At 57.5% G+C, this 19922-nt stretch carries 18 protein-coding genes and 1 other RNA gene; 13 read left to right on the forward strand and 6 right to left on the reverse strand.

What is annotated here, in order from left to right; all coding sequences use genetic code 11:
* Nucleotides 1-6: 6 nt before the first annotated feature.
* From KGB24_RS10615 to KGB24_RS10675, 13 genes are all read left to right on the forward strand, one after another.
* Nucleotides 7-279 (forward strand): hypothetical protein, encoded by a 273-nt coding sequence (locus KGB24_RS10615; RefSeq protein ID WP_008029813.1) that lies wholly within the window; start codon nt 7-9, stop codon nt 277-279.
* 331 nt (nt 280-610) lie between these two features.
* On the forward strand, nt 611-865 hold the full coding sequence (locus KGB24_RS10620; protein ID WP_223414124.1) for a hypothetical protein: 255 nt from the start codon (nt 611-613) through the stop codon (nt 863-865).
* A gap of 113 nt (nt 866-978) precedes the next feature.
* Nucleotides 979-1372, forward strand: a transfer-messenger RNA (tmRNA) gene (ssrA, locus tag KGB24_RS10625).
* A 165-nt stretch (nt 1373-1537) separates the two neighbouring features.
* Nucleotides 1538-2776: a tyrosine-type recombinase/integrase gene (locus KGB24_RS10630; protein WP_223414125.1), complete on the forward strand. Its 1239-nt coding sequence runs from the start codon at nt 1538-1540 to the stop codon at nt 2774-2776.
* Nucleotides 2777-2897: 121 nt separating this feature from the next.
* The gene (locus KGB24_RS10635; RefSeq protein WP_223414126.1) at nt 2898-3773 is read left to right on the forward strand and encodes a hypothetical protein; all 876 of its coding nucleotides are present in this window, start codon (nt 2898-2900) and stop codon (nt 3771-3773) included.
* 72 nt (nt 3774-3845) lie between these two features.
* The gene (locus KGB24_RS10640; protein ID WP_223414127.1) at nt 3846-4100 is read left to right on the forward strand and encodes a helix-turn-helix transcriptional regulator; all 255 of its coding nucleotides are present in this window, start codon (nt 3846-3848) and stop codon (nt 4098-4100) included.
* On the forward strand, nt 4097-4459 hold the full coding sequence (locus KGB24_RS10645) for a hypothetical protein (RefSeq protein ID WP_223414128.1): 363 nt from the start codon (nt 4097-4099) through the stop codon (nt 4457-4459). The genes KGB24_RS10640 and KGB24_RS10645 overlap by 4 nt, the downstream gene beginning before the upstream one ends.
* A 4-nt stretch (nt 4460-4463) precedes the next feature.
* Nucleotides 4464-5537: a toprim domain-containing protein gene (locus tag KGB24_RS10650; protein WP_223414129.1), complete on the forward strand. Its 1074-nt coding sequence runs from the start codon at nt 4464-4466 to the stop codon at nt 5535-5537.
* Nucleotides 5518-7455, forward strand: a complete 1938-nt coding sequence (locus KGB24_RS10655; RefSeq protein WP_223414130.1) for a DUF927 domain-containing protein — start codon at nt 5518-5520, stop codon at nt 7453-7455. Before KGB24_RS10650 ends, KGB24_RS10655 begins: the two co-directional genes overlap by 20 nt.
* Before the next feature lie 783 nt (nt 7456-8238).
* A complete protein-coding gene (locus tag KGB24_RS10660) occupies nt 8239-9474 on the forward strand; it encodes a tyrosine-type recombinase/integrase (protein WP_223414132.1) in 1236 nt (411 codons plus the stop codon).
* A gap of 687 nt (nt 9475-10161) precedes the next feature.
* Nucleotides 10162-11160 (forward strand): DUF4238 domain-containing protein, encoded by a 999-nt coding sequence (locus KGB24_RS10665; RefSeq protein ID WP_223414133.1) that lies wholly within the window; start codon nt 10162-10164, stop codon nt 11158-11160.
* 184 nt (nt 11161-11344) lie between these two features.
* A complete protein-coding gene (locus tag KGB24_RS10670; protein WP_223414134.1) occupies nt 11345-12358 on the forward strand; it encodes a DUF3800 domain-containing protein in 1014 nt (337 codons plus the stop codon).
* A 575-nt stretch (nt 12359-12933) separates the two neighbouring features.
* Nucleotides 12934-13479: a hypothetical protein gene (locus KGB24_RS10675; protein ID WP_223414135.1), complete on the forward strand. Its 546-nt coding sequence runs from the start codon at nt 12934-12936 to the stop codon at nt 13477-13479.
* A 104-nt stretch (nt 13480-13583) separates the two neighbouring features.
* Here the strand turns inward: KGB24_RS10675 and KGB24_RS10680 are convergent, their stop codons facing one another.
* From KGB24_RS10680 to KGB24_RS10705, 6 genes are all read right to left on the reverse strand, one after another.
* Complete coding sequence (locus tag KGB24_RS10680; RefSeq protein ID WP_008029833.1) at nt 13584-14006, reverse strand: organic hydroperoxide resistance protein; 423 nt, start codon at nt 14004-14006, stop codon at nt 13584-13586.
* Between the two features lie 168 nt (nt 14007-14174).
* On the reverse strand, nt 14175-15548 hold the full coding sequence (gene pelG / locus KGB24_RS10685; protein WP_008029834.1) for an exopolysaccharide Pel transporter PelG: 1374 nt from the start codon (nt 15546-15548) through the stop codon (nt 14175-14177).
* The gene (gene pelF, locus KGB24_RS10690; RefSeq protein WP_223414136.1) at nt 15549-17063 is read right to left on the reverse strand and encodes a GT4 family glycosyltransferase PelF; all 1515 of its coding nucleotides are present in this window, start codon (nt 17061-17063) and stop codon (nt 15549-15551) included. It abuts the gene before it with no gap.
* A complete protein-coding gene (locus KGB24_RS10695) occupies nt 17060-18049 on the reverse strand; it encodes a HEAT repeat domain-containing protein (protein ID WP_008029836.1) in 990 nt (329 codons plus the stop codon). Before KGB24_RS10695 ends, pelF begins: the two co-directional genes overlap by 4 nt.
* The gene (locus KGB24_RS10700; RefSeq protein ID WP_008029837.1) at nt 18027-19394 is read right to left on the reverse strand and encodes a PelD GGDEF domain-containing protein; all 1368 of its coding nucleotides are present in this window, start codon (nt 19392-19394) and stop codon (nt 18027-18029) included. Before KGB24_RS10700 ends, KGB24_RS10695 begins: the two co-directional genes overlap by 23 nt.
* 5 nt (nt 19395-19399) lie before the next feature.
* Nucleotides 19400-19918: a hypothetical protein gene (locus tag KGB24_RS10705; RefSeq protein ID WP_008029838.1), complete on the reverse strand. Its 519-nt coding sequence runs from the start codon at nt 19916-19918 to the stop codon at nt 19400-19402.
* Nucleotides 19919-19922 lie beyond the last annotated feature (4 nt).

Here is a 19922-nt window from a genome sequence, read left to right on the forward strand (position 1 = left end):
ATACTCATGAAACGTTCTGTACTGTTAGGTCTGTTCGTTACTGTCTCGCTGATGGCGTCCCCCTCGTTTGCCGCTGAAGACCTCTGTGCGGTCAACATTAAAACCATCGAAAATGCCAGGGCACAGACGCCTCCGGAGATGGCTGACCAGGTAATGGACAGCGTCAAGCAAGCCAAAGCCGATCAGGCAAAAGGCACCAAGGAAGGGACTGACGATTGCATCGCCGAGACAGAACAAACGATCAAGCAAATCAAGGACGCGAACAAAGGCGGGAAGTAACCCGGCACACTGCCAACCTTCGGGTGGGCTTTCCTGGCGTTCAACTCGCAGGCTTGTTGCTCATCAAGATTCACAGAGCAACAGGCCAGGGAGCGCTCAGGATGGCTCCACCCAATGCGAAACAAACCAAAACCCGCCAAATGCGGGTTTTGTTGCTTCTGGGGTTTAGTCCTGCATGAACCTTTTTTTCCATAGCGCTTGGGGAAAAACGAATTCCTGCACAACGTCGTAGTCTTTTAAGTAGGGCCGATCAATCGTGGCTTGTTTTTCGACCTCGGCCGAGCCCCCGCCCCTATGGCAGCACCGAGACTACCCGTACAAGGAAATACCCATGAAACGTACCGCGATCGCTGGTTTGCTCATGTCTGCTGCACTGTTGGCTTCTCCTGTATTTGCAGCGGACAACGACCTGTGTACGAGCAAGCTGCAACAGCTCAAAGCCAAAGTGAATGCACTGCCGGCGAGCGCCGACAACACCACAATGGAGATCAAAAGACTGCTGGCCAGCGCCGAAGCTTCAAAAGCTGCCGGGGACGACAAAAAATGCGTCACCGAGGCCACCCAGGGAATGTCGCTGGCAAACTGAGCAAAGATCCCAACCCATGATCACACGCGCCAAGCATCGGGTGGCCTTCTGAGCCACGTTGGCGTACACTGCGCAGGCTTGCTGCTCACTTTGATTCACAGAGCAACAGGCAAGGGGCCGTTTAGGATTCGACGCCGGTCGCGAAACTTTAGGTGCATGCCGAGTTGGTAACAGAACTCGTAAATCCACTGTTGCAACTTCTTATAGTTGCCAATGACGAAACCTACGGGGAATACGCTCTCGCTGCGTAAGCAGCCTTAGCCCTTCCCTTCTGGTACCTTCGGGTCCAGCAATCATCAGGGGATGTCTGTAAACCCAAAGTGATTGTCATATAGAACAGAATCGCCGTGCAGTACGTTGTGGACGAAGCGGCTAAAACTTACACAACTCGCCCAAAGCACCCTGCCCGTCGGGTCGCTGAGGGTTAACTTAATAGACACGGCTACGCATGTAGTACCGACAGCGGAGTACTGGCGGACGGGGGTTCAAATCCCCCCGGCTCCACCAAATACCAGTTTCCACATGTTCCCACATGATCGGAAACACCCCAAGAAGCCCGCCCCGCGCGGGCTTTCTTGTGTCTGGACATCCACAAATGAACCCACACAGCATTGCGCCCCGTGTATGCCTGCTTGTATGCTCGCCTTAAATTTGAAACTGGGGCATACACGCATGAAGCGTTCGGAGATTAAGCGCCGTCCGATGGCAGACACCACTCTAGCCAGCCTTGAGCCGGAGGCCAGCACCTACCGGGAGCTAGATGGCGCCGGGCTCTATCTGCGAGTGAAGCCCACCGGCCAAAAATCCTGGGAGCTACGTTACAAAAAAGCCGATGGCAAATGGTCCTGGCTAGGCTTGGGAGGCTACGGAAAGGGTAGCCACCAGTTGACCGGCGAACAGGCGCGCCAGAAGGCAGCAGAGTTACGCGACGGCACAATGAAAGATGGCAGCATGCTCGCCACCCAGCGCGCCCAAAAGGCAGCGGAGCGCGAGGCAGCCAACAATACTTTCGAGCATCTGGCGCGCGAGTGGTACGCCAACAAGCGCAAAGGCTGGAGTGCCGGCACTGCAACCCGAACCATCGGCGCCCTGGAACTACATGTGTTCCCTGTCTTCGGCAAGCGGCCCTATCAGGGTGTTCTGCCCATGGAGTGGATGGAGTTCCTGCGCGGTATGGAGCAAACCGGAATCGTCGAACAAACAAGCCGAGTACGTGGCATGTGTCGGGAAATTTACGACCTGGCCCGCGTCACTGGCCGTGCCACTCACAATCCGCTAGAAGGCTTGCACAAGTTCCTTCTGACCAAGCCAGCCGAAAACTATGCCCATGTTTCAATCGAAGAATTGCCGCCTCTATTGCGTGCCATCAGAGCGTACCCGAGTGCGGCAGACGTTCGTATCGGCCTGCACCTGTTGTCTATGCTCGCCTGTCGACCTTCGGAGCTGCGGGAGGCCCGATGGTCTGAGTTCGATCTAAATGGCAGTCTGTGGACGGTTCCCGCCGAACGAATGAAACGTCGTCGTGAACATGTGGTTCCCCTGCCGCGCCAAGCCGTCGAGCTGCTGCGCGATCTGCAAAACCTTACCGGAACTTACTTACTGCTATTCCCTGGCCGTAGCGATACAACCAAGCCGCGCTCCAATACCGTTTTCTTGATGGCTTTGCGCCGGCTTGGCTACGAAGGTCGGCAGACCGGCCACGGATTCCGCCATATCGCCAGCACGATCCTCAACGAACACGGCTTCGACGAAAACCACATTGAAGCTCAGCTATCACACGTCAAAGACGGTATTGCAGGGGTGTACAACAAAGCCCAATACCTGGCTCAGCGCACGACCATGATGCAGTGGTATGCCGACCACTTGGACACGCTCGCCAACGGCAACATCGTGAATTTCAAGCGAGCATGAAAATATCCCATTGCACCTACATCCCACGACTTAGTCGGCCGAGAGAGATCGCTGCACCTCAGCGAATGGGTGCGCATTAAGCAATGCGTCAAAGACAACCGATGGAATGGAGAGAAAAAGATTGGCTTACATAAGCGAGAAGCTAGCTATTAAGGTTCTGTCTAAAAACACCGGTAGAAATATCTCTCTGGAAGACATGGCGGAATATTCCGAGCTAGGCGTTATTCCTGCCTACATGAAGTTTTCACCGAAAAATAAAATCCTGCATCCAGGCAGCACCTTCCACGCCATGGGCGAGAGTGGAATGTTGGGTAAAACGCTAAGCGACGTAACTGCTTTCGACTGCTTCCCACAGTGGCAGACATTGCCTTTTCCTCTCCCTGATGACGGCGTGATAAAAACTAAAGACGGCCTCGCTTACAGGGTCTTTGCGGCCCGATCTGATGGCTGTTATGAGGCAATTTCTGACCAACATTTTGTGAGGGTATATGCCCGAGATGAGATGACGTTGGCCTCAAAAAATGTAGATGACTATGTGTCCTCTCGCGGCTTCCGACCAATGGCCCATAGCTGTACTGAACAGTGGGACTCTCAACCACCAGACCCGGAAAACTGGAAAGACTGGTTTGTCAGCCCCTTTGCTGAATCAGAGAGCGTGATACACCCAAAGAAAAGAATACGGAGAGATAAAAGCGAAAGCTCTGACTCGGCAGGCGAAAAGGATAAGCCATGCATGCGAATGATCATTGCAGCAATGCTTGAGCTGATAGAGGAACTGAGCACCAAAGTTAGGGACAGAAAGTACACACATAAAGAAATCCGAGAGAAGCTTCAAGCTCGATGTCCCGAGTCGTTCTATAAGGGGATGGGGATGAGCGAAGACAGTATTAAGAAATCGTTTGCGGCTGCAACCGAGGCAATGAAGGCGAACGATCAAATAGCGGAACACAGGGCTAGCGAGGCCGGTGCACATATCCAAAACCAAAAGCGAAAATAGCTTTGCAATTGCAATGACTCTGCTAGACCGGGTGCATAACGTGGCAAGCCTCAACCGTATGGAGGCAAGCGAATGCACCCGAACACTACACCATCAAGTAAGGGACTGATCCGTCAGCCTGCCCTCTGCCAGTGGCTAGACGTAACCCGCTCCGGCCTCGCCAAGCTCAGGGCAAAAGACCCGAGCTTCCCCAAGCCCATCAAGGATGGCGACTCCCGCCAGGCGGCCGCGTATTACGTCGTGGCCGAGGTCGATACCTGGCTGCAATCCAAGATCGCCGCGCGGGATAACGCCCAAGGCCGTGAAACTGAGGACTCCAAACTATGAGCGGCCCTAACTACTGGGGGGAGTTGCTTGTGGTTCCTGCCGTACATGCAGCCAGTGCGAACGGACAAGCTGAGCGCCTGGAGCGGCTTGTCAATATCGCGGAGTTCCAAGGTGAGCGTCTGAGCACGGGTATTGCTGCCATTGGCGAACTGATGGAAGGCGCCGTAGCCGCTGGCCAAGTCGATGACGGTGTGGCCGTCGATATTTGCTGGCTGATGGCTGCTCTTGCGGGGCTCTCGGTTCAACTGGCAGCGTTGCGCTGCAATGCCCATAGCACTCTGGCCAAGTTCGCCCGCTGTAATGACGCCACAATTCAACGTCAATCCGCCCCTCACCTTTCACCCGTAAGCCTGGACTAATCCCATGGCCAACTTTCAACAGTGCCTCAAGGCGCTGACGGGATCGGCTTGCCTGGAGAAAGGCCAGACCGTCGACGCTATCCGGGCAGTTGCCTCGATTGCACAGCAGCACTCTGCTGCGTTGGTGTCCGAGTTTCTGCCAGAAGGCACCCGCAAAGGGTCTGAGTGGGTTGCCCGCAATCCAACCCGCGCCGACCGCGAAGCCGGGAGCTTTTCTGTATCTCTTACCGATGGTCGCTGGCATGACTTCGCGAGCGGCGACGGCGGTGGTGACTTGGTGTCCCTGGCAGCTTATCTGTGGGGCGTCCGCCAGTCTGACGCTGCACGCGATATTGCCCGCCGACTGGGCTTGCATATTGGGGCCCTTGAGGGGCGTCCAATGGACGCAGGTATGGCCGAAGCTCAGCGCAAGCGCTTGGCTGCTGCCAGGCTTGAATCTGAGCGACGTAGCCGTAATGAGGCGACCACCAAGCAGAACAGGCAGGCAGCCGCCATCGAGTTCGCCCACAAACTTTGGAACAGCAGCACAGGCGCTAGTTCGGCGCATGCCTATCTTGAGCGAAAGCGCGTTCGGCCCCACAGCTTGCGTCAGTGCGGTGGGGAACTGTTGGTGCCGCTGCTCAATGTCTCCGGCGAGTTAGTCAATTTGCAGCGCATTGCGGCCGATGGAGCCAAGCGTTTTTTATTTGGTGGTCAGGTGCTGGGGGCATTCCACCTACTGGGTGTTATTGCGCCTGGCTGCCGGCTCTACATCTGCGAGGGTTGGGCAACTGGGGCCACGCTATTCGAGAGCTACGAGGCCGCCGACGGTGTGGCCTGTGCGATGAACGCCGGTAACTTGCGGCCCGTTGCGCTCGCCCTGCGCGCCAAATATGGCAGCCAAATTGATCTGGTGATCGCGGGCGACGATGACCGAAGCAGTGGCGGCAATCCCGGCCGCACCGCTGCTGATGCGGCGGCGCTGGCTGCCGGTGCCATGGTGTTGTTTCCCGAGTGGCCCGCTGGCTCGCCTACTGAGCTATCCGACTTCAACGACCTGCACACCTGGGAGGCCTTCTGTGTCCCGCAAGTCGAGTAATCCCGAAAACATTCAGCCCCTGCCGGTCAACGGCCCGACCGCTGCAATTGAGCAACCCAGCACCAAGGGGGCGCCCAAGAGCACGAACAAAAGCGGGCCGCGTAAACCAGCCAAACCTAAACATCCCACCGTCACACCCGCGCGCCCCAGTTGGGCGACCTATTCAGTATGGGTACAAACGCGCCAGGGCCATGTTCTGGCACCTGGCCTGTACTTCCACGGTATTCGTGATGATGCGGAAACTGACACACAAGTTTGTTCACCGCTGGAGGTGCTGGCCATTACCAGTGATGAGCGCGGGGAAAACTTCGGCCGGCTGCTACGCCTGCAACCTAAAGGCGCAACCCATTGGCGAGAGTGGGCCGCGCCAATGGAAATGTTGGCGGGTGACGGCGCCGAGTTACGCGCGGTACTGCTGAACATGGGCGCCACCATTCCGCATAAGCAGCGTCAGGCGCTGATGGATTACCTAATGACCAGCAGCCCCCAGCGGCAGGCGATGGCCGCGACCCGGACGGGCTGGTATGGGCCGGAGCTGTTCGTTATGCCGCGACGAGTAATCGGGGGCGGCGACGTGGTGTTTCAATCCACCGAAGCCGGCGGCCATGAGTATTCGACCACAGGTGACTTGACCGGCTGGCAAGCCGAGGTTGCGGCACGGTGCATTGGTAATCCAATCCTGATGCTAGCCGTCTGTGCCGCGCTGGCCGGGCCGCTGCTGACGTTGTTGGATGCTGATGGCGGCGGGTTTCACATCCTCGGCGACAGCTCCAGCGGCAAAAGCATTGCACTGGCCGTTGCTGCAAGCGTGTGGGGTAAGCCGCGTGATTTCCTGCGCACATGGAATGCCACCAGCACCGGCCTGGAGGGTGTGGCCACGTTGCGCAATGACACCCTGTTGGTGCTCGACGAAATTGGGGAAGCCAAGCCACAAGATGTGGGCGGCATCATTTACGCACTGGGCAACGGAACAGGACGTCAGCGAGGGAAAGTTTCCGGGCTGCCTCGTCAGGTTCAGAAATGGCGCGTCATGGTGCTATCCAGCGGCGAGCTGACCATGGGCAAGCATATGGAAAGCGCCGGCATGCGCAGTAAGGCTGGTCAGGAACTACGGTTGCTGGACGTCCCCGCCTACCGACGGTATGGCGCCTTCGACGAACTGCACGACCTTGGGTTGGCGCACGACCCCGCCACAGAGGACGGTCGTAAAGGCGCCGGCCGCGCATTTGCAGACGCAATCAAACGCGCCACCGCAAAACATTACGGGCACATCGGGCCGGCCTTCGTCGAGCTATTGGTTCAGCGTGGTCAGCCAAACAGCGCCAGCTCTACAGACGAAAGCGCCGACCAAGCAGCGGCTGAGCTGGAGACGGTGTTTGCAGATATGCGCCAAGCGTTCCCCGTCGGCACCGGTCAAGAAGCCCGCGCGGTTTCGCGATTCGCTATTGCGGCGTTAGCGGGAGAAATGGCAGCCCAGGCAGAACTACTGCCCTGGCCGCCAGGTACGGCGAGTGCGGCCATGGTAGAGCTGTTCAGCGCCTGGGCGACGTTCCGAGGTCGAGGACAATCCGAAGACGCCAAGATCATTCGCGCAGTGGCCACTTTTATCGACCGCCATGCCTCGCGCTTTGCCAGTGTCGACGGGACTGACAGCGGCACCGTGCATGACCGGGCCGGCTGGTATCGAGCCCATGGAGACGGCCGACTTTATCTGTTTACCCCGCAGGCATTGGCTGACGCTGCCCAGGGCTTTGACATCAAGCGGGTGCTGTCTTGCTTGGACAAGGCCGGTGCCATTGCAGAGCGTGACAACGACCGAGACGGCCGCCTGACCAAACGCATCCGTATAAAAGGTGAGGGCATTGCCCGTGCCTACGTTATCAACCCTGCCGCCTTGCTGGCCGCCACGGAGGAATAGCCATGGCTTGCCAGAAATCACCGGCCAGAAACGCCAGGGTCACACCGGGAACAAAACGCCAGAACCAGCAGGCACGGGCATTCTCTCCCTGCTCAGTTGGGTCACAAGCCGGGAACAGACCGGGAACAACCGGGAACATCAATCTGTTTATTTGTTCCCGGTGTTCCCAATCAAATCCTTTACCGGGAACAGCTACAGGCCCCGTAGTTGCTGGTTGTTCCCGGTGTTCCCGGTGTTCCCGGTGTGACCCAGGCCAACAGCAGGTAGTACGCAGTGACGGGGCGGCAATAGTGGCGGCTCTCGACTTGCCAGCCCTGGGCGCATTCGTGCGCCAGTCATTGCCTGCGCCCCCCAAAGCAGATAGCGGCACTAGCTCAAACTTGCCCGCTGCGCAGTGGCTTGAATTATTGGCGGCTGTACTGGGGTGCTCGCCTGGCTGGTTGTTGGATAGCGGCCGGGTGAGTGTTGATGACCTCGGCACGCGGGGCCGTATTAGCGACACCGCCCGGCTGATCCGCTCGCATGATTGGACGCCACCCGCACCGACATGCCCAGCGCAACTATCGCCGGCAACGGCCAACGGCTTAAGCCCGACCGCCACATTGTCAGCGACCTGGCTGGCTGCCCGTGACGCTTACCTGAACCACGTCATGGTGTGTAGCACCTGTCGCGCTCACCGCCATAAATCGCCAACTCATTGCCCCATCGGCGCCGAGCTACGCGAGCAGTACGACCAACAAACTACCCAACACATCACGTCTGAAAGAGCCCGGGAGGCCAAGCATGCCTAGAACCATCACCGTCACCTTGTCCGAAGCCGCCATTAAAAAACACGCCGCTGACAGCGAAATCAGGGAACTCCGTGACCCGTCACGGCCAATCCGGTTTCGTTATCACACCGGCCGCCAGCGGGGGAGTTACTACCTCATCAAGCACGCAAGCGGTAAGCGCCAGTGGCATAAGATCGGCAACTACCCAGACTTGCCGGTAAAGAATTTCCTGGCTGTCCTGCCTGACGTTTGCAGCCGCCTGGCGATTCGCCCGGACGGCTCCACTGTGGCCAACACCGGGTGGCTGACCGTGGGCGAGGTTCTGGCGTGGCATGCACAACGTGTGACCTCCGACAGGAATTTGAGCGACAGCAGAAAAGCCACCAGCAGATCGGCATTGAAGCGCCAGCTTATTCCCTGCCTCGGGGCGCTACCTTTGGCGCAGTTGAACCGGGCCACCCTCGACGAAAAGCTGATGTGGCCGCTGCAATCCCAGTACAGCCTGGCGCATGTGCGGTTGGTGTTTGGTGTGCTCAAAGTTGCGATTAAGCAGGCGGCCAGCCTAGGGCTGATTGGATCTAACCCACTGGTCGACGTGACGTTCACCAACTTCATCAAAACCAAGATCAAACCCAAGGAAGCCCGATTGCGCCCCAACGATGTTGGACGGCTGTTAGGAATCTGGGCCGAGCGTTATGACAGCAATGCAGCCAGCGTTGCCATGGCGGTGCTAATGCTCACTCACGGCACTCGCCTCGGCGAAACCCGGCAAGCCAAATGGCAGCACTTTGATCTGGTCGACAACACCTGGCATATCCCGGCCGCCAACACCAAAACGAAGTGTGCTCATACCCTTCCACTGACTGAGCAACTGCGCGCCTTTCTGTGCCGCTACCGTCAGACCCAGACCGTTGCGGGTTATGAGGGGGCTTACCTGTTTCCCGGCGCCCAAGGCCAGCCACTCGGTGAACGCCCGGCACAGTCCTCTTTTACCAGCCTGTCGGATGATGAATGGACGAGCCACGACCTGCGCAAAACAGCCCGGACAGCCTGGACCGATTTGGGCATTGATTATTTGATTGGTGAGTTGCTGCTAAACCACGCACTGAAATCCCTGGATGTGACCTATATCCATACGACCGCCGAGACGCAGAAGCGCGATGCCCTGGAGCGCTGGCATGCATGGCTCGATGTGCGTGGGTTTGCTGCCCTGCATAGCCCGACAGAAACAAGCGAAGCCAAGATATAAGGGCGACGTGCTGCGCCCTGCTATCACCGCCACACGCTGTGCTGGCGGCGATTAGCGGCCGCTTAGGAATTGATTACAGGGGAGTAGGCGGATCAGGCAACGCCATGCCTCAGCAGGCTCCCGCAGAATTAAAAATAGTGCTCCGCATTGATAAAACAGCCCATCCGCGCTGCTGTTTTCGCCATATACACAAGCAAACTACAGCCTAAGCGGTCTGTTTTTTGTTAAGCGAAACTCACAACGAAGGTAACGCCAGGCACGCTGAATTCTCGCCACCATCGCCGCAACCCCTTATGGAACCTGGGGTTCAGCAGTCCATAGGGGGGGGTGGGGTAAATCTCTAGGGCCTATAGGTCACTCCACCGTTCGCCCAGTCGTTTACACACGCCCGCGAAATTAAAAAATTGGGTAGCCGGCTAGATGTGCGTATCGCATCATCTTGCCCAGTCGTTTACATCCGATTTGACCAGATGCTTGTCTAGGGGACATGGGACTATTGATCTCTACAAGATGGGTACGTTGGGCAATAGATGAGGGTAGTTAGCGACAGACAAAAGCCGGCCAGAACCGGGCGTTCATGTGGACAATTCACAGGCGAGCAGCCCCCCCAACAGGCACAACGAATCTCTTGACGGGAGGCTCGTAGGCTGAGAGTTTGCGAGCCAACACCCAACGGAACGGAAGCCTATGTCGCGCAAAGAGCTTGAAGCTAAGAAGCGTCATCATTACGTCTGGGCGAAATACCTAACTCGCTGGGGCAGCGGCACGAAGAATGTTTACTACACAACCATGACTGGGAAAATTGCCCACGACAGCGTGCGAGCCATAGTTGCTGACGACTATTTCTACAAGACCAGCATGCTTAGCGAAATGGATGTTCAGGTGATTAAAGGCTTCTCCCGAAAAAGCCCCGACCATCTCCACCAACAGCACATGTCGTACCTTGCTGACTTTCTCAAGATGCAGCAGCTTGAGACTATCTACCGTAAGTCTGGCATTAAGAATCCGGAAATCGAGCTGCATCTCCATGCGATAAAATGCAACCTACTGGAAAATCTCCACGCATCCCACGAAGAAAAGGCGCTGCCAGTGTTGGCAGCGCTCGCTAATGAAAAACTCGATGTGCTGCAAAATAAACAGCACATGATCGAGTTCATGATGTTCTTCGGCCATCAGATTTCCCGTACGAAGCCTTTTCGAGATGGTCTGTTCCAGGTTCAACCCCGAAGTACCGCCCTGGAGATTGAAGTGGCCGATGCGATGGCGCATGCATGGTGGTTCCTAAGCTACATGTTCGGGATGAGTATCGGCTTGAGCCTGTACACAAGTCGTCACGAAGATAGACATGCACTACTGGTGAATGACACGAGAGTGCCTTTCATCACATCCGACCACCCAGTCGTCAATGTGCATTCTTGTGTCTCTGAGACGGAGTTCGCCACGCCTGAGCATGCCGATTTTTACTACCCGATCTCGCCGAGGATCGGCTACATCATCTGCAACTCTGAACGGTTCACGCCAGGAAGAAATGAGGTTGATGAGGCCGTCGTCGCGGAACTCAATACCAAGGTGGCCGCCCAATCCATGGTGCATATCATTGGTGATAGTGAGAACGCCATTCGCCCCTTCAAAAAGTACATCGGGCAGCGCTACAAGAGAACTCCTGATGGCCGTGTTATCGACTGACTGACTAAGCCGAACAGTCTCTACGACCCATCATTCGACGCGACGACTCATGCCTATCGGAGGCAGCAGCACTGCATGGGAGATCGTCCGTTTATCGCGCAGGATGCGCATGAGTTCTGTCGCAACGCATTGCGTACCATCTCGAAAGACCTAAGTACCAAATTTCGCCGGACAAGGGACGGATATGCATATTTTTATCGACGAGTCAGGGACTTTTGTATACACGCCGGAGAAGGCTGCATGGAGTTCTATCTGCGCGATTGCTATTCCTGAACGCTTTCTAAGCGAAGCAGAGAGTGCCCTTGCAGATTTCAAAAAAGAAAATGGTTTTGCGCTATCCGACGAGCTGAAACTCGGCGCGCTGGATGACGAGATGAGCTACTTTCGACTTCTAATACGCCTTGCCAAGACTAATTGCACTTTGTATGGCGTAGTCACCGACGCTCATTTAAACACCCCTGAAGCCGTAACAGCTCACAAGGAAGCTACTGCTAAAGGAATGCTGGTGAACAAAGAGAAAATGATTCATGAGGAGGGGCGTGAATCTGTCCAGCATGCGGCAGATCAGATTCGTAATCTGCCTGCCCAGCTCCACATACAGCTCATTTGTCAGATAAAACTGATGCAACTGGTGGTCTGGCAGTCTGTTCTTTACTACGGCCAGCACGAACCGGAAACTCTGTCCGCATTCGTTTGGCGAGTCGACCGTAAGGCTCTCGAAAAAAAAACCAAATACGAAGAGGCCTTTGAGCAGCTATCTCCCGCCTACCTTCAAACGATGTCTCTGGCCGACCCTATTATCACGGTGACTGGATTTGACTACAGCCACATGGGCGCTTACGTGTATGCCCAAGGAGAAGCCCCCAGCTATCTAAAAGAAAGCTACGGAATCGAGCTTGATCTTACGGGTGCGTTGAACATTGGGAAGGTCTTCCGGGAGGATATTCAGTTCGTCAACTCTAAGGACAGTTTCGGAATCCAGCTAGCCGATCTGCTTAGCGCAGGCTTGCGAAGGTGCCTACGGAAGGGGTTCAAAGACAATCTCAGAGCCGCAGCATTCTTGGGGCGTTTGATGGTTCAGCGCCCGAGGCATGCCTATCCGTTGCTTTTGTCAACGCTCGGCAATGAAGACGCAGTTGATGCCTCCACTGCCGCTCTGATCAAAATGATGCGACGCCAACAAAGGCCTGCTGTCTGATTTATGGCTGTTTAAGTGTCCACATTGTGTCCACGGCTGCCGAGTGCTCAAGAGAGGCCAGTTGTCGCGGTGGTGCCGGCTGGTCAAGTCCGATGCAAAGGGATGGTCAGGTGGCATGTAAGTTCGCACGATACTAGGACGGCGGTTCAGATGCTCGACGAGGATTCCAACCGCCAGCGTTACGCATCACGATCCGTCGCGGAGTGTGATTTGAGATTACGGCCATACGAGCACTCATCCCGGGGCATTTTTTTGCCTCACACGGTACAGCAACCAGCAGCATGTATGCCCACGTGTATGCCTTGAGTTATACAGAGACGTTAAGCCCAATGATTACTGGGATGTTAGAGGCCAGTTCAAACGTCCCCGGCCCACCAAACAAGCTAGACAAAAAAGGCACTTGGCGATTATCGCAAGTGCCTTTTTTGTGCCTGAACGATTGACGTCGGTTCATTGATAGCTACCGCGCCGCTTGACGGAATCAGTGGCTTCGCCTCAGGATTGCGCCCACTGCCATCATATCGCTACCACTCACTATTTAGCGCCGACCCAATCGTTCCGGATATGGACATTCAATGAAAAATCCAAAGTATTTGCTCTCCCTTTCATGCCTCCTGGCCGTGTCACTTCTGAGCGGTTGTGCTGCGTCGGTAAAAAGTGGCGGTGGTGAAACGCTGGCGATTCAGGAGTCGGCGAAGCAAAATCTGGTGGTCAATTTCAAAGGGAACAGCAAGGTCCAGCAGAATGAAGACTGGCCCCTTTTGCAACGCGACTGGAATGAGGCCCTGCAAGCAGAAGCCGCCCGTGCCGGCTACGGCCTTACAGAGGCTCAGACATTGAGTTCGGGCACCAAGGATGGCGTCGGCATCACCATCAACGTGAGCAACTTCCGCTACCTGACGCCGGGGGCGCGCGTTGCTGCTGGCATTATGGTGGGCAACGCCTGGGTCAATTCCAGCGCCGACTTTTCTGACTTGAAATCGGGGAGCCTGATCGGCACCCGAACCTACGACACGTCATCGTCGGCATGGGAAGGTGTGATGTCGGCCATGACCCAAAAACAGGTCCAGGCGATTGCGCAGCAAATCATCAGCGACATCAAGAGCGCGAAGGCCAAGTAATCTGGCTCGTAGTGGTTCTTGCTGCGCAGACTGAACAAAGCCGTAAAGCGTCGAAAAATCGAAGCTTCACGGCTTTTTTGTTACCTGGATTTTTTATCCAGCGATCAAACGACTTTCAACTCCACCGTCACATGCCCCCGTGTCATCCGCGAATACGGGCAGATCTGATGCGCAGCGTCTGCCAGTTCTCGTTTCACGCGGTCCTCCAGGCCAGGAATGTTGACGTTCAGGCGGACCGCCAACTGAAATTCGCCGCCCTTGGTTTTGCCCAAGTCCACCTCGGCATCCACCGACGTATCTTCTGGCAATTTGACTTTCAGTTGCCCGGCGGCCACCTGGATCGCACCGATAAAACACGCTGAATAACCGAGCGCAAACAGCTGCTCCGGATTGGTCCCCGGCTTGCCTGAACCGGGGGAGCTGAATTTCACGTCAAGCTCGCCATCGCTGGATTTGCCGGTGCCCGTGCGGCCGCCGACGGTGTGGGTTTTGGCTGTGTAAAGAACGGTTTCCAGGGAAGTACTCATGACGATAACTCCTGAATGGGTGACGGGCTGATAAAGCCTGCGAACGACCTGACCGTGCAAGCCTAGCAGCGCACTATCGGCTTTCAAGTGACGCCAGTCGGAAGCCATCAGGCAAAAAAAGGCACTGGATGATGATCGCCAGTGCCATTTTTAACCCCGGAAAAACCGTCAGCGCGCCGACAACATAAACGTGTCGTACTCCAGGTCTTCCAGCGCAGTGGACAGTCGATGCAACCCCAGCAACACACACACCAGTAATGACAGCGTGAACCCATAGCCAAAAAAGCTTGGGCCAAGGTACATGCTGAGCAGCGTCAGCCCCCCGTTCAACACCGCAAACAGCACGCACAACTCCAGCACCACAGTGCGCTTGTCCAGGTAGAAAAAGACGTTGAGCAACGCCATGAACACCACCTGGATGCTCACGCCGATCAGGTCGATGTAGAACAGCGGCAGGTAGTAGCTGGAGATGCCCAGCCAATCCAGCAGACGCGGTGCGAACAGGAACAACAACACCACCGTCAGCCCCTGCACCTTGCAGATTTCCAGCAGGCCCTGGCGGATCGACAAGGTCATTTCGGTTTTCAACTGACCGATGTGCTGCAAGGTTTCGCCGTCGCGGATCGCCCGGAACAGTCGGTCGTACCATTCGGCAAAATCGGTTTCGATGCGCACCAGAAACACTGCCATGCCGGGGATGATCGCCAGGTAGGCGAGGAAGATCGGCAGGTCATACAGGATAGATGCGCGCAGCGGACCGATGACGATGTTCGAAGTGCCGGGGTTGAACCAGAACAGGAACTTGTCGATCCAGATGCCGAAGTTGTAGAAAAAACCGGTGGCGAGCAGGCTGAGGAAAACCTGGCGGCGATCGAGAAAATCGAAGGCGATCAGTTTCTCCGCCCGGTACTCGCGCAGGATGTCGTAAAGAAACAGAAACAGCAGTGCGCTGTGTCCGATCAACAGCGCAAGCAGCAAGCCCGGTAACTTCAGGAAGCTCAGCACATAGGCACTGGCCACCATCAGCGTGTAGCCCACCAGCATGACCAGCAGAATGCGGTTGTAGGCCTTCATCCCCGACAGGAAGATGATCACCAGCCACAAGTTGCACAGCACCACGAAATTAGACAGCACCAGCACCCGGTAGATCAGCGGCTGATCGAACATCACGGTCAGCACGATGATGCCCAGTACGCCGGCAGCAAGCGTGACCAACAACAAGATGCCCAGCAAGTTGGGAAGGATCTGTTCGTACTTGTGCTCGAACAATCGGTCGGACACGAACCGGGTGAAGTACAGCTGCAAGCCACCCGTGAGAATCAACGAGGTGGCCATCAGGTAGGTCACCGTCACCAGAAACTGCCCCACCAACGAGTTGGGTATCACAAGGCCCAAGCTGATGATGCCCACCAGCATCACGCTGATGATCGACAACACCCAGGGACCGGAGCTGATCAGCCCGGCGTACACGTAGGCGTGCAGGGTCGCGGTGTAGGAGTCGCGCGAAAGAATCTTGCGCAGTTCGAAGCCAATGCCGGCCATTTAACTGTTCTCCATGGCTGCTTTGTACAAGTCGCGATAACGCTGCAGCATCAAGGCTTCGGTGTAGTAACGATTGACCCGCAACAAGCCGCTGGCCTGAGCGGCCTGCCAGCGTCGCGGGCTGCGCAACAGTTCAAGGATCGCGGCGCAGGTGGCCTGTGGGTCGGCAATCGCCACCACCTTGCCGGCCAGGCCGAGGTCGCGGTCCTCGGCGCTGCCGCCTTCGATCAATTCCCGGCACGAACCCACGTCGCTGCTGACCACCGGCGTGCCGGCGGCCCAGGCTTCGAGAATCACCAGCGGTTGCGCTTCACTGATGGAGGTCAGCACCATCAGGCCGAGCTTCGGCAGGAGGTCCTGAATGCGCTGGAAGCCAAGGAAATGCACCTTGCCCTCCAGGCCCAGGCTGGCCATCAGGCTGCGGCATTCGCTGACATACTCCGGGTCTTCCTCTTCCGGGCCGACGATCCAGCCTTCCGCCTGGGGCATCGCGCTGATCACACCGCGCATGGCCCGCAGAAAGGTTTTCACGTCTTTGATCGGCACCACACGCCCGATCAAACCCACCACCGGCGCAATGCCGGGCGCACGGGCTTCCAGTGCGCGGCTCCACTGCGGCAAATCGATGCCGTTCGGAATCACCTGCGTGCGGGCAGGGTCGGCGCCGTCCTTGATCTGCCGCTGACGGTTGCCGTCATACAACGCAATGATGTTATCGGCGCTGTTGTAGGTCAGTTGACCGATGCGCTCAAAGAAGCGAATCCACAAGGTGCGGATGTAGCCCGAACCGGCATCGAGGCTACGGTTCAGCGCCTGGCCGGAGCTCTCGGCGATCCACGTGGCCTGGGCCAGGTCGATCTTGCGTTCCTTGGTGTAAATCCCGTGCTCGCTGAGCAAGTAGGCACAGTTCCAGCGCTGCTTGAGGATGCATCCCAGCAGCCCGGCGTACCCGGTGGAAATCGAATGCAGTACCCGCGCCTGCGGCATGTTGCGCGACGCTTCGGCGAGCATCAGCAACGGCGACTGCATCGAACGCAGGGTCCAGAAATAGTTGACGAAAGACGGGTCGGCACAATGCTGGCGATAGCCCTCGCTCAACACTTCCCAACTGGCGCGACTGCGCAGCACATCGTCGAGGCTCAGGCGACCCTGTGCGATGCAATCGAGCAAGCGCTCACCCAGTTCGGGCTCCGGCGCATCCGGGTGATGCAGGAAGCGATACAGGTCCAGCAGCTGTTGCGGATCGGCTACTCGCGGCGCGGCGCGGGTGTTGGTTGGACGCGTCGCATCTTCGAGAAACACCTCTTCAATGTGCAACACATTCGAGGGCACTTCGTAGCGCCGCGACGGATAGGCCGAACGTTGGCCGCCGATAAACATCACCGAAAAAGTCAACTCCGGCAGGCCGAGGATCATCTGATGAATCCAGCTCGACACGCCGCCACGCACGTAAGGCCAGGTGCCTTCGAGCAGCAGGCAGATGTCGGCAACCGGGGCTGCTTCCTTATGCTTCATGTCCAGCTCCTCACCAATTCAGCGAAAGGAGGCCGCTGACGGGTTTTCTCCGGAAGGCTTGCGAGCAACCCCGGAATTTCGTGATAACGACCGGCCTCGAACGCCAGCTCGGCGTGAAACGGCAACACCTGCGCGGCCCCCATGCCGTTGTCCTGGGCCTGATGCAAAAGGACTTCGGCGCGCTCGATATCACCCCGCTCCAGGGCAATGCGCCCCGCCAGCAGAAACAGTTCACCGCCCTCGCCGGCGCTCAAACCCTGTTCGGCATGATCGCTGGCCCGGTTGAGTACGTGTTCGAGCACGCTGCCTTGCGCCAGGCCGAGATACGCCAACTCCCAATACCAGCGCGCCAGGGTGCCATGCAGCGCACCGGCCACTTTGGTGTTGGCATCGGCCAGTTGCCCAAGGGCGATCTGGATGCGCAAGTTGATGTCGCTTTCCTGCTTGTCGAGCATCGAGTACGCCAACAGACGTACGTCGTCACTGGGATCGCCAAGCGCCAGTTTGAGGATCGGCACCGCTTCTTTGCCCGGCATCCGCCGCGTAGCAAGCAAGGCGGCCAGACGCTGATCCGGATCCGGTGCATGACGCAGCACATCCTGCAAACCGCCGTCGGCAAAGATCGGCGAATGCGACTGCAGCTGAGCGCGGAACGGCAGGCTCGGAATTCCGACCGCTTGCCAGGCTTGCTTGTCACGTTTGCGCGGCAGGTACAACGCAGGAAATATCGACGCGACCACACCGATCGCCCCGATCACCGGGACAAAGAATGCCAGGCTGAAAATGAACAGCGGGCTCCAGGGCAACGGCGCCCGGTAGCGTGCCGGCAACAACAGCCACACCGCGGCGCACAGCAGCACGCAGGCCAGGCCATGGCTGAGGGTGAACACCAGCAATTGTTGTAACTCGGGCGCTGCCAGCCACAAACTGGCCCAACTGCCCGCCTCTAACAACAAGGCTCCGCTAAACAGCCACTTGCTGATCATTCAGGCCACACTCGTTGAACAGGAAATTACGCAGCCCGTTGCGTTCACAGCCAGGCTCCAGATTGAAAGGCATCACCCGCACACCGAGGCTGTCCAGGTTACTTTCAATGCCAAAGTGCTCATGCAACAACAGGCTGATGCGCGCCAGATAACCTTCGGTGCCCTGCGGGCTGGTCAACGGCAAGAGCACCAGCAACAGCCTATGACCCCGGTTGTTAAGCACCGGCAAATGCAAATCGAGACCGCGCTGACTGCGCTCCATCAAACGAGTCAGCTCTTCGTTGGGACGGGTCATTTCAAACGCAAACAGGCCGGCCGGCAATTTGTGCTGCTCGACATCCACCAGCGAACGTTTGAGCTGCAGGGTGAATTGCTGTGCATCGGCGTCGGGCAGTTGCAGGACTTGCGGGTCTCGACGCAACAGGTCGGCGATGTGCCCGGCGAGCAGTGCCAACAGGCTCAGAGTGCGATCCTGGAAGGCGAAGAACGGCATCTGCCGAACCGCCAGAATCGCCAGCAGACGACCCTCGGCATCGATTAACGGAATGCACGCCTGCAACGATGAGAACTGCGCGGAGGTACCGGAATCGATCAGCTCCTGACGCACACTGACCAGTTCGCCACGCTCCAGGCACAGCTTGACCAGACCATCCTCAGTGCCCAACGCCCCCATGACACCGATGGTTGCCAGCGCGTCAGGGAGGACATTTTCTTCGCGCACGTCCACGCGGTACAGACCGGCCACTCGCAGCGCGCCGTATTGTCCGAGCATCGCCACGATCGGGTCTGCCAGCGCGCCCAGCGCATCGTTGTCCTCCGGCATCACCCGAAGTTTTTCGCGCAGGCCCAACAAGGAGCTGCGCAAGCTCTGGTCGCTACCGGCCACGCGCTGCTCCAGCAGGTCGTGGGAAACCCGCAGAATCTGGTGCGCGCGGGTGAATTCATCGAGACGGTACTGACGATATTCGTTGGCCATCTGCAAACGCTCAAGGCGCCGCATCCACAGGTCACGCACCTCGCCGACCAGCATCCCGCAAACCAGCACGCCAACGATGAACGAAGGTTCGAGCCTGGTGTAGTTTTCATGGCCGCTGTAGCGCAGCGCAAACAGCGCCGCCACCAGCAGGCTGGCACTGAACAAACCGCGCACAAAACCGTAACGCACACCCAACAGCAGCGGCGCCAGAATCGGCCAGGGGAAACCACCGCGCATCTGCAACGGGTCTTCGGGGGTCAGCCACAAGCCGAGGCCGATGGCCAGACCGGTCACCAGTAACGTTTCCAGCCAAGACACCGGGCCGCTGGCTTGAGGCGCCAGGCTGTAATCCATGTGGGGAGAATTCATTGCAATCACTCGAACCGAAGGGCGCCAACAAGTTTGTCGAGCACCGTTTGGGCGGTGCCCGCGAGGCTTTCACGGGACCAGCCGGCACGTGCGCCACTCTTGCTCCAGAGTACGCGACCGCTGCTGCCATCGAGTACACGCAGGCTGATGCCCACCGCTGGCTCGCCGTCCAGGCCGTTCTTGTACTGCCACTCTTCAACGCTGCCGGCGATCACATAATCGAGTTTCTGCTCACGCGCCCATTCCAGGGCTCCGGCCAGACGCTCGTTGTCATCCATCAGCGCTTGTTCGCCCTGAGTGCTGACCGGGTAAACCCGTGGTTGCAGGCCGTGGCTGCTGAGCACGCTGAGCAGGATCTGCTCGCTGCGTTCACCGGCCTGTGGCGTCTGCGAATAGTTGACCATCGGCACAATGCCCCACTGCGCATTGCGCGGCAGGTTCGGGCTGGCCTCATCGGTGAAGCTGGCGCAACCGGCGACGAACAGGACTGCCAGAGCCAGGCTCAGATTACGAATTACTTGCATAGGT

This window comes from Pseudomonas sp. BF-RE-25, from assembly GCF_019956105.1.
Classification (GTDB): domain Bacteria; phylum Pseudomonadota; class Gammaproteobacteria; order Pseudomonadales; family Pseudomonadaceae; genus Aquipseudomonas; species Aquipseudomonas migulae.

What these genes read in the sequence shown, in the direction of transcription:
- KGB24_RS10675 (WP_223414135.1), top strand. Translation starts at nt 12,934, where the DNA reads ATGAAAAATCCAAAGTATTTGCTCTCCCTTTCATGCCTCCTGGCCGTG.
- KGB24_RS10660 (WP_223414132.1), top strand. Translation starts at nt 8,239, where the DNA reads ATGCCTAGAACCATCACCGTCACCTTGTCCGAAGCCGCCATTAAAAAA.
- KGB24_RS10680 (WP_008029833.1), bottom strand. Translation starts at nt 14,006, where the DNA reads ATGAGTACTTCCCTGGAAACCGTTCTTTACACAGCCAAAACCCACACC.
- KGB24_RS10645 (WP_223414128.1), top strand. Translation starts at nt 4,097, where the DNA reads ATGAGCGGCCCTAACTACTGGGGGGAGTTGCTTGTGGTTCCTGCCGTA.
- KGB24_RS10700 (WP_008029837.1), bottom strand. Translation starts at nt 19,394, where the DNA reads ATGAATTCTCCCCACATGGATTACAGCCTGGCGCCTCAAGCCAGCGGC.
- pelG (WP_008029834.1), bottom strand. Translation starts at nt 15,548, where the DNA reads ATGGCCGGCATTGGCTTCGAACTGCGCAAGATTCTTTCGCGCGACTCC.
- KGB24_RS10665 (WP_223414133.1), top strand. Translation starts at nt 10,162, where the DNA reads ATGTCGCGCAAAGAGCTTGAAGCTAAGAAGCGTCATCATTACGTCTGG.
- KGB24_RS10705 (WP_008029838.1), bottom strand. Translation starts at nt 19,918, where the DNA reads ATGCAAGTAATTCGTAATCTGAGCCTGGCTCTGGCAGTCCTGTTCGTC.
- KGB24_RS10620 (WP_223414124.1), top strand. Translation starts at nt 611, where the DNA reads ATGAAACGTACCGCGATCGCTGGTTTGCTCATGTCTGCTGCACTGTTG.
- pelF (WP_223414136.1), bottom strand. Translation starts at nt 17,063, where the DNA reads ATGAAGCATAAGGAAGCAGCCCCGGTTGCCGACATCTGCCTGCTGCTC.
- KGB24_RS10615 (WP_008029813.1), top strand. Translation starts at nt 7, where the DNA reads ATGAAACGTTCTGTACTGTTAGGTCTGTTCGTTACTGTCTCGCTGATG.
- KGB24_RS10630 (WP_223414125.1), top strand. Translation starts at nt 1,538, where the DNA reads ATGAAGCGTTCGGAGATTAAGCGCCGTCCGATGGCAGACACCACTCTA.
- KGB24_RS10640 (WP_223414127.1), top strand. Translation starts at nt 3,846, where the DNA reads ATGCACCCGAACACTACACCATCAAGTAAGGGACTGATCCGTCAGCCT.
- KGB24_RS10670 (WP_223414134.1), top strand. Translation starts at nt 11,345, where the DNA reads ATGCATATTTTTATCGACGAGTCAGGGACTTTTGTATACACGCCGGAG.
- KGB24_RS10695 (WP_008029836.1), bottom strand. Translation starts at nt 18,049, where the DNA reads ATGATCAGCAAGTGGCTGTTTAGCGGAGCCTTGTTGTTAGAGGCGGGC.
- KGB24_RS10650 (WP_223414129.1), top strand. Translation starts at nt 4,464, where the DNA reads ATGGCCAACTTTCAACAGTGCCTCAAGGCGCTGACGGGATCGGCTTGC.